This is a genomic window from Shimia marina (genome assembly GCF_001458175.1).
Classification (GTDB): domain Bacteria; phylum Pseudomonadota; class Alphaproteobacteria; order Rhodobacterales; family Rhodobacteraceae; genus Shimia; species Shimia marina.
Window position 1 is genome coordinate 161,903 of record NZ_CYPW01000006.1, and the last position, 8,242, is coordinate 170,144.

Below are 8,242 nucleotides of genomic sequence, written 5' to 3' on the forward strand. Positions count from 1 at the left end.
CTGCGCCTGTGCCTCTCCGATCAATGGGCCGCTCATTTGGTTTCCCCCCGTCTTACGCCTTTGATGCAGACTGCCTGCATGGGGCGGGGCCGGGCAAGCTGGTAAGACTACGTAGTTTCTGTGCAGCGCCCGTCAAAGGCACCATTTGAGGTGGCAATGCTCTTTGAGACACATGGGAATTGACGCATAGTGACAGGCAACGGATATCCGCAAGTCCAAAGGACACGGCCACAGGAGAGAGGATGACGGATTTGACCAAGAGACTGAGCACTGTGCCATTTGTCCTGCGTCGGGCGGGACGCGGCCTATTGTGCGCGCTGATCGCTGTGATCATGATGGCCGGGCTGAACACCGCGCAGGCGCAAGGCACGGATGGCACGGCCTCTCAGCCAGGCGCGCAGACGGTCTATGTCTATGGCAACAGCCTTGTGCATCACCTGACGGAGACGGATGAGACCGCCGCGCCGCATTGGATGGCGCTGTTGGCGCAGGCCGCAGGCACGGAATTTGCGCTGGATGGGCAATGGGGTTTCTTGCGGGATTTTGCCAACAGCGGCACGCCGGAGGCCAATTGGCGGTTTGCGCAGGTGTCGCGTGCATGGGGGCGAACGTATCGCAATTTTGCCGATGTGCCTTGGGATACGGTGATGATCACACCGGCCAATTTCATTCAGTATCAGGCACCTGAGCGCCCCTATGATGGGGACAACCCGGATCAGGCCAGCCCGGTGAGTGCTACGCTCGCCGTGATGGACCGGATGCAGGCCGAACTGGGACCTGTGCGCATTGCAATCTATGAGGGCTGGGCCGATATGGGCAGCCAGGTGCGCCGGTTTCCGCCCAGCGCACGGCAGCTGCGCAAGTACCATCGCTTTAATGCCGGGGAGTATCACGATTGGTATGACACCTATGTCGCGGCCCTGCGCCGCGCGCGGCCCGAGGCACAGGTGGATCTGATCCCGGTGGCCAGCGTGATGGCAGAACTGCTGGATGGTGGGGTGTTGGATGGGCTGGCGGCAGAGGTGCTGTACAGTGATGATGCGCCGCATGGGACCCCCACAACCTATCTGCTGGCGGGGGCAATCACCTATGTTGCGCTGTTTCAATCGGAGCTTCCGCTGGAAGTGGATCTGCCCGAGAGCATTCATGCGGATGTACGGACCTATTGGGAGGCCGTGCGGGATGAAATCCATCGACTGGTGTTGAAACCGGCACAGGCGGCGGCGCGGGAGGTGTCGCCCAATACGCCCTTTCGCACGCCCCCACGAGACACGTCCCAGCTGAGCTCGCAGGGATTGGCAGGCGTGGAGCTGGCTGGTTTGGGATTGGCCGATCCGGCGCTGGCCATGGGATTAAGCGGCATCAGTGACTGGTCCACACAGCAGCCCTTTATTGACCGGATGAAAACCGCACGCCCCTGGGTGGGGCATGTGGAGGGGCAATGGGGCGCCTTGAGCTTTGAGGATCTGCAGGATCGGGGGCTGGTGGATGAGACCGGCTGGATCTGGGGGCTGCCGGAAGACATCGATTCGGTGGAGAGCCTGCTGCTGACCAATCAGCCCGAAGCGGCCACGGGCCTATCCGGATTGTACCGGGTGAGCTGGGAGGGCGCGGGCGCGGTGGAACTGACCGGGCGCGCGCGGGTGACACAGCGCGGCCCCAATACGCTTTGGTTTGATTTCACGCCGGGAGAGGGTCACGTGGGGCTTAAGATCCGGGAGCCGGACCCGGAGCGTGTGGGTGATTATGTGCGCAATATCACGGTGATTGCCCTGCCCCATATTCCGCTGTGGGAGGCGGGCGCGGTATTCAACCCCGATTGGCTGAATGTGGTGGATGATCTGCGCATGGTGCGGTTCATGGATTGGATGGACACCAACCATTCCACCCAGTCCCGCTGGGAAGACCGCCCGCTTAAGAGCGATTTCACCTATGGCTGGCGCGGGGTGCCGGTGGAGATCATGGTGCGGCTGGCCAATGAGATTGGTGCGGATGCCTGGTTCACGCTGCCACATCTGGCGGAGGCGGCCTATATCACCGCATTTGCCAGCTATGTGCGCGATCATCTGGACCCTGAGCTGCTGACCTATGCGGAATATTCCAACGAGCTTTGGAACTGGGGCTTTGAACAGGCGCAATGGGCGCTGCGAGAGGGCGAGGCGCGCTGGGGCAAGGGCAGCGATGTGCAGATGCAGTTTGCCGGCATGAAAGCTGCGGAGATGGCGCAGCTCTGGGGCGCGGCCTATGGCGATCAGGCGGCGGCGCGGCTGGTGCGGGTGATTGCAACACACACCGGCTGGCCCGGCTATGAGCGCGGCCTGCTGGAGGCGCCTTTGTGGCAGGCAGAAGGGAACCCGGCACCGGTGACGCAGTTTGATGCCTATGCGGTGACCGGGTATTTTGGTGTCTCGCTTGGGCTGGAGGAAGGCGCGGCGCAGCTGCAGGCGTGGCTGGCGCAGGCCCGCACCGTGGCAGAAGCGGAGGGCGCGGCGCAGGGGCTGCAGCGGGCGGCGCTGGCAGCCTATGTGGAGGCGCACCAGTATGACGGTGTCTTTGCCAAAGCGGCAGAGGCGCTGCGGCAGGGGGATGTGGCCGAAATGCTGACAGAGTTCATGCCCTATCATGCAAAGAAAGCGCGGGAGCTGGATCTGGCGCTGGTGATGTATGAAGGAGGCAGCCATGTGGCGGGCGTGGGCGTGCAGGCCAATGACGACACCCTCACGGCATTTTACACCGCGTTCAGTGCCAGTGCGGAGCTGGCGGAGGTTTACAAAGACATGCTGGCGGCATGGCGCAGTCTGGGCGGGCGCAGTTTCAACGCCTTCACCGATGTGGGACGGCCCAGCAAATGGGGCAGCTGGGGTCATCTGCGCCACCTGTGGGACAAAACCCCACGCCATGATGTGCTGACGGCCTATAACACCGCCGGGCCGCATTGGAGCACGGCCCGCGCAGAGCATGTGTTTCTGCACGGCGGACTTTACCTTGGCAGCGAAGACGCGGATCGTCTGGAGGGCACCGGCAAGCGGGATATCCTGCTGGGGGCAGGCGGCAATGACGTGCTGGTTGCGCGGGGGCGGGGCGATCTCTTGCATGGCGGCGCGGGCACGGACCGGGCGGTCTTGCCGGGCGCGCAGACAGATTATGCCTTCAGCCGCGATGGCGCGCGCATTCGGGCCACAGCTGCCGGGCGCAGCTACCTGTTGACCAGCATTGAAGCGGTGGCCTTTGAGAGTGCCCCCGCGCTTGTGCTGCCGATTGGTGGGCTTTTGTGACACAGCTGGCGCAGTTGGGGAGAAATCCCCTGCCCTACTTCCGGTTGATCTGATATTTTTATCCACACCAACAGACAGAAGGCCCCCTGCACGGTGTTGAGCATCCTCATTCCCGCCAACAATGAAGGCGCGCATATTGGCGCCTGCCTGTCGGCTGTGCTGGCCTCAGAAGGGCTGGAGCGGGCACAGATTGTGGTGGCAGCCAATGGATGTGTGGATGAGACAGCCACACTGGCGCGGGGCTTTGCCGAGGCCGCGCGGCAAAAAGGCTGGACACTGGAGGTGCTGGAGCTGCCTGCTTTGGGCAAAATGGGCGCGCTCAACGCCGCCGAGGCCTCCGCCACCTATGGCACACGGGCCTATCTGGATGCGGATGTGATCGTGGATGCCGCCCTGCTTGGCCAAATTGCAACCGCGCTCTCCTCAGAGATACCCCGCTATGCCAGTGGCCAACTGCGGCTCGCGGCGGCGCAAAGCTGGGCCACGCGCGCTTACGCGCGCATTTATGCGCAGGTGCCCTTCCTCACGCATGGTGTGCCCGGCGCCGGGCTTTTTGCGGTCAACGCCGCAGGCCGCGCGCGCTGGGGGGCCTTTCCCGGCATCATTTCCGATGACACCTTTGTGCGCCTTCAATTCTCCCCAACAGAGCGGATTGGCGTGCGTGCCGGGTATGACTGGCCACTGGTGGAGGGGTTTGGCGCGCTGGTGAAAGTACGGCGACGTCAGAATGCCGGGGTGGCAGAGGTGGCCGCAACCTATCCCGATCTGTTGCAGAACGACGATAAGGCCACGCTCTTGCCACTGAAAAAACTGACCATGGCCCTGCGCGATCCTTTGGGTTTTGCCGTCTATGCAGGCGTGGCAATGGCCGTGAAGCTGCGCCCACAGCAGAGCACAGGCTGGGAGCGGGGCAGATGAGCCGCCTTCGTCAGGTCAGGTCAGGCAATTCACTGGCCGCGCGGGCGCTGCGCAGTGGCGGGCTCACCATATTGGGATATGGCGGATCACAGGCCTTGCGGCTGGCCTCCAATCTGATCCTCACGCGGCTGCTTTTCCCCGAAGCCTTTGGGCTAATGAGCCTGGTGTGGGTGTTTTTGCAGGGACTCAACAATCTGAGCGATATGGGCGTCAGCCAATCCATCCTGCAAAGCAAACGGGGCGAAGAGCAGGATTTTCTCAACACGGCCTGGACCATTCAGGTCATACGCGGCGCGCTTTTGATGGTATTGACCTGTGCGCTCGCCGCGCCAGCAGCGGCCTTCTATGACGCCCCGGACTTGGCACAGATTTTGCCGGTGGTTGGGGTGACGCTGTTGGTGATGGGGCTGTTTCCCACCAAACATGATCTGGCAAACCGGCATCTGGCGCTTGGCTGGGTGACGATGATTGATCTGATCGCGCAGAGCATTGGCCTCTTTGTGGGTGTGCTTGTGGCCTGGACCACTGGATCGGTCTGGGCGCTGGTGGCCAATGCGGTGACAGCGGTGATGCTGCAACTGCTGCTGTATCAGCTGTTTCTGCCCGGTGCGTCCAACAGGCTGCGCTGGGAGGGCACTGCCGCGCGTGAGCTGATCCATTTTGGCAAATGGATTTTCCTCTCCACTGCGGCGGGGTTCCTGCTGTCGCAAGGCGATAAAATCGTGCTGGGCAAACATCTGAGCCTTGGGGCTCTTGGGGTGTATAACATCGGCTATTTTCTGGCATCTTTCCCGCTGCTTCTGGGGGGGATGATGGTGCGGCGGCTGCTCATTCCGATCTATCGGGAAAAGCCCCCCGGCGAGAGTGAGGCACATCGCGCAGCGCTGCATAAAATGCGCCTTCTGCTGAGCGCGGGGCTGTTTGTGCTTCTGTCTGGTACCGCGCTTTTGGGGGTATGGCTTGTCGAGATACTGTATGATCCCCGCTACGCGCTCGCAGGTGGCGTGGTTGTTTTACTGGCTCTGATGCAGATCCCGCAGATGGTGGCGATCACCTATGATCAGGCCGCGCTGGCCGCGGGCGACAGCCGGGGGTTTTTCATCCTGACCACGATCCGCGCCGCGCTGATGATGGGGGGGCTGATCTGGGGCGCGATGCAGTTTGGCCTGATTGGTGCGCTTGTGGGGCAAGGGATCGCCATGGGGCTGGCCTATCCGGCGGTGGTCTGGCTGGCGCGGCGACATGCGGCATGGGATGCGCGTCATGACGCGATATTCTGGTTGGCAGGGCTTATGCTGGCAGGACTCGCCTTTTGGCTACATTTCGACGCCATAGAGAGGCTTTCTGCCCTTAATTTGCCCTGATTTGACCTTCCTCGCGGACCTTTGGGATTTTATCCTTAAGACAGGTGAAAGACTCCCCAATCCATTCAGGGGAACAGTGTATAGTGAAAAAACAGGTAGATGTGGTGAGTGAGCCGTTGAATCAGCAGATCAGTGAAACCGATATTGCGATTGTTGGCATGGCCGCCCATTTGCCGGGCGCGTCCGGGATTGAACAGTATTGGCACAATCTGAGACAGGGCATCAGCTCTATCCGCCACCTCACCGAAGAGGATCTGCTTGCCCAGGGCGAAAGCCGCGCCAAGATGGCCCATCGCAACTATGTGCCTGCCGCCGCCATGCTGGATGGGTTTGCCGATTTTGATGCGGAGTTTTTTGGGCTCTCGCCCAAAGAGGCGGCAATCATGGATCCGCAACATCGTCAGTTTCTTGAGGTGAGCTGGGAGGCGCTGGAAAATGCGGGCCATATGCCGGAGCGTTTTGAGGGCCCGATTGGGGTTTTCGGCGGCTGTGGCATGGGCAGCTATTTCTACTTCAACATCTGTTCAAACCGCGATCTGGTGGACAGCACCGGCATGTTCCTGTTGCGTCACACCGGCAACGACAAGGATTTCCTGACCACCCGCCTCAGCCATATTCTGGATCTCAAGGGACCGAGCCTTGGGGTGCAGACCGCCTGTTCTACCTCTCTTGTGGCGGTGCATTATGGGACGCAGGCGTTGTTGAATGGCGAATGCGACATGGCGCTTGCGGGCGGCGTGACCATCGAATTGCCGCATGGGCGGGGCTATGTCTTTGAAGACGGTGAAATCCTGTCTCCCGATGGTGCCTGTCACGCGTTTGACCACCGCGCGCAGGGCACGGTGTTTGGCTCTGGCGCAGGCGTGGTTGTGTTGCGCCGGTTGGCGGATGCGGTGGCAGATGGTGATCATATCTGGGCGGTGATCAAGGGATCAGCGGTCAACAATGATGGCGCGGACAAAGCCGGGTATCTCGCCCCTTCGGTGGGCGGTCAGGCGGCAGCGGTGGCGGATGCGCTGGCTCTGGCAGATGCGCGCGCGGACACGGTGGATTATGTGGAGTGCCATGGCACCGGCACCTATCTGGGTGATCCAATTGAGGTGGCGGCCCTGACCGAAGCCTATCGCGAAACCACGCAGGAGACGGGGTTTTGCCGGATTGGCTCGGTGAAAACCAACATCGGCCATTTGGACACTGCCGCAGGAGCGGCGAGCCTGATCAAGACCGCGCTGGCGCTGCACCACAAAGAAATGCCGCCCTCATTGGGCTTTGAAAAACCCAATCCGGCAATCGATTTTGCCGCCAGCCCTTTTGCGGTGAATGCGGCGCTGCGCCCTTGGGAGGCGCGCAAAGGGCCGCGTCGGGCTGGCGTCAACAGCCTTGGGGTGGGCGGCACCAATGCGCATGTGATCGTGGATGAGGCCCCGCAGCGGGCAGCCAGCCAGGCCAGCGACTGGCCGTTTCAACTGATTGCCGTCTCTGGGCGGACGCAAAAGGCGCTGGAGGCCAATGCGGCCAATCTGGCAGCACATTTGCGGGCCCACCCGGAGCAACCGCTGGCGGATGTGGCGCATACGCTGCTGACCGGTCGGCGCGCCTTTGAAAAGCGGCGTGTGGTGGTGGCCGACAGCCATGCGGCGGCGGCGGAGTATCTGGAGAGCGGCCACGCCCGGCGTGTCTTCACCCATACGGCAGAGGCCACAGCGCCCGAGGTTGTCTTCATGTTCCCCGGCGGCGGCGCGCAATATGTCGGCATGGGGCGGGATCTGTTTGAAACCGAACCGGTGTTTGAAGCGTGGATGGAGCGCGGTTTTGCCCATCTGGCGGGCAAAGGTGGCGCAGAGCTGCGCGCGCTCTGGCTGGCGGAAGGGATTGAGGCGGCGCGGGCGCAGGAACGCCTGAAACAGCCGAGCTTGCAGCTGCCGCTGATCATGATGGTGGAGTTTGCGCTGGCGCAGCTCTGGATGAGCTGGGGGGTGGCCCCTGCGGCATTGGTGGGGCATTCCATGGGGGAAAACACCGCTGCCTGTCTGGCGGGGGTGATGTCCTTTGAGGATTGCTTGGGGCTGGTGCAGCTGCGCGGGCAGCTGTTTGACACGGTGCCGGCAGGCGGGATGCTCTCCATTCCTTTGCCGCTCAGCGAGGTGACCCCCCATCTGGATGAGACGCTGGACATTGCCTCGGTGAATGCGCCTGCGCTGACGGTGGTGTCGGGGCCGGATGCGGCGCTTGAGGCTCTGGCGACGACGCTGGCCGCACAGGAGATCGAGACCCAGCGTGTGCCGATCAATATCGCCGCGCATTCGCGCATGCTGGAGCCAATTTTAGGCCGCTTTGGCGACTATCTGCGCGACATTGAGCTGCACCCGCCGCGCCTGCCGATCCTCTCCAACCGCTCTGGGGCCATGTTGCTGGATAGTGAGGCGACGGATCCTGAGTATTGGGTGGCGCATCTGCGCAATACGGTGCTGTTTGCCGACAACATCACCACGCTCGCGCAGCAAAGCGGGCGGGTGTACCTCGAAGTGGGGCCCGGCAAAGCGCTGTCCTCATTGGTCAAAATGCAGGGACAGGTGAAAGCAGACAAAGTGCTCTCTGCCCTGCGTCACAGCGACGATGACATCGCCGATGATGCGTATTTTCTCACCGTTCTGGGGCAGCTCTGGGCCTGCGGTGTGGCGGTGG

General features: G+C 62.1%; 4 protein-coding genes. All 4 read left to right on the forward strand.

All coding sequences use genetic code 11. The features are described from left to right. The first annotated feature begins 242 nt into the window (after nt 1–242). A complete protein-coding gene (locus SHM7688_RS02695) occupies nt 243–3,275 on the forward strand; it encodes a calcium-binding protein (RefSeq protein WP_058238475.1) in 3,033 nt (1,010 codons plus the stop codon). A gap of 93 nt (nt 3,276–3,368) precedes the next feature. Further along, nucleotides 3,369–4,193, forward strand: a complete 825-nt coding sequence (locus SHM7688_RS02700; protein ID WP_058238476.1) for a glycosyltransferase family 2 protein — start codon at nt 3,369–3,371, stop codon at nt 4,191–4,193. After that, on the forward strand, nt 4,190–5,557 hold the full coding sequence (locus tag SHM7688_RS02705) for an oligosaccharide flippase family protein (protein ID WP_058238477.1): 1,368 nt from the start codon (nt 4,190–4,192) through the stop codon (nt 5,555–5,557). The genes SHM7688_RS02700 and SHM7688_RS02705 overlap by 4 nt, the downstream gene beginning before the upstream one ends. Before the next feature lie 158 nt (nt 5,558–5,715). Next, the coding region (locus tag SHM7688_RS02710; protein WP_144432499.1) for a type I polyketide synthase at nt 5,716–8,242 on the forward strand (2,527 nt) is incomplete at its 3' end.

Coding starts and splice junctions, on each gene's coding strand:
- SHM7688_RS02695 (WP_058238475.1), top strand. CDS start 243: ATGACGGATTTGACCAAGAGACTGAGCACTGTGCCATTTGTCCTGCGT.
- SHM7688_RS02705 (WP_058238477.1), top strand. CDS start 4,190: ATGAGCCGCCTTCGTCAGGTCAGGTCAGGCAATTCACTGGCCGCGCGG.